We start from the raw sequence: 1,588 nt of genomic DNA, 5'->3' as shown, positions 1-1,588 counted from the left end.
AAAGGAAAAATATGGCTAAATTTAATTTTTTTGCAATCCTCGCAGCGCTTTGCCTCGGATTAAATTTAAGCGCTAGCGAGATAGAGGGCAGATGGAGCATCGTTTCGGTTACGGCGCAGGGTCAGACGTTTAAAACGGCCGGACAAAAGTGCCTTGAAGACTCTTTTATCGAGGCTAGCGGCGATAACGCGCGCCTAAGCCTAAGTAGCGCGGGCGACAGCTCATGCGAAAAAGCCGAACAAAACTTCGCTCTAAAAAGCCTAGGCGGCGGCAGATACTCGCTTGGCGGCGGCGAGCTACGGCTAAATAACGGCTCGCTCGAATACAAACAAGGTACGGGCAGCAATGAAATCGTATTTACCTTTAAAAAAGACGAGGTAAATTTAGCCGGCATCGTAAACGGCGCCGTAAATCAAGCCGGCCTCGGCGGGTCAAATTTAAGCGAGATTGAGGGCAGATGGGAGCTAGTCTCGCTAAAGGCGCAGGGGCAGAGCTTTAAAGTCGCGGGGCAAAAGTGCTTCGGCGACTCGTTTTTTGAGATCGGAGGCAATGAAGCGACGGTAGGCATCGTGGGCGTAAATCCGGACGGCTCGTGCAACAATAGTGCGGGCAAAAGCGGCTACGAAAGTCTAGGCGGCGGCAAATACGCGCTTAGCGCTAAAGGGCTGGGCGAGTTTTGGCTAAAGGACGGCATGCTCGAATACAAACAAGTCGCGGACGGGCAAGAGGTCTTGTTCGTCTTTAAAAAAAGCGCAAGTAGCACGCAAGCAAAAGTAAGCAAATCAAGCTCAAATTCGGTCGAGTCCGCAAAACCCGCAAAGGACTCTAGCGTCAAACATAGTAGCGCCGGGGCGAGCAAAAAAGGCTCGGGGGTATTTGGCGGTACGAAATTTAACATGCTTTTAAACACGAGCGAAGATTATTCCTTTTATCTACGCGACGACGGCACCTACGCTAGCCGCCTAGAAAAGCCCGACTGGCGCACGCGCATCGACGGAACGTATAAGGTCAAAGACGGCATCCTAACGATAACCAGCAACGACGACTACGATACGAGCTACTACTGCGAGAACGACGACTGCACCTTTTTGTGGAACTCCATCGGCACGGGGTATTATATGTTTCAGGCGCAAATCTCAAGCCAAATGCCAAAAGAGTGCTTCTCGTTTCGCAAGGACAGCTCGTCGTCCCTGCACGGCTGGTCGGGCGGCAGCGATACTGTGAGCGTAGGCGTGAGCGGATACTACTGCTTTGACGGCAAAGGGCGCTTTAGCTCGGGCGGATCGTCGTATGCTATGGCAACCTCGGGTACCCCAGGCGGCAGCATAGACGGGGGCAGCTCAAAATCGCGCAGCGACGAGGGCTCATACACGCTCGATCAAGGCGAGCTAACGCTAAAATACGACGACGGCACGGTCGTTCGCCACAGCTTTTTCTACACTCTGCCGCGCAGTAAAGATAACAAAACTATGGCGATCATCGACGGCGAGGTTTATCGGTAGGCTGGCTCTTTTTGGTTAGTAGGATTTAGCATTTTAGCCCGTTTTTGATCGGGCTAAACTTACATACTGCGCCAGCCAAATTTGAT

1 protein-coding gene is annotated in these 1,588 nt (G+C 52.1%); it reads left to right on the top strand.

Annotated elements, in window-relative coordinates; genetic code table 11:
• The first annotated feature begins 11 nt into the window (after positions 1 to 11).
• Positions 12 to 1,502, top strand: a complete 1,491-nt coding sequence (locus Q0314_RS06905) for a hypothetical protein (RefSeq protein WP_298057753.1) — start codon at positions 12 to 14, stop codon at positions 1,500 to 1,502.
• Positions 1,503 to 1,588 lie beyond the last annotated feature (86 nt).

Origin of the sequence: uncultured Campylobacter sp., from assembly GCF_938040115.1 — a bacterium.
Classification (GTDB): domain Bacteria; phylum Campylobacterota; class Campylobacteria; order Campylobacterales; family Campylobacteraceae; genus Campylobacter_A.
This window is presented reverse-complemented; position numbering and strand designations above follow the sequence as displayed.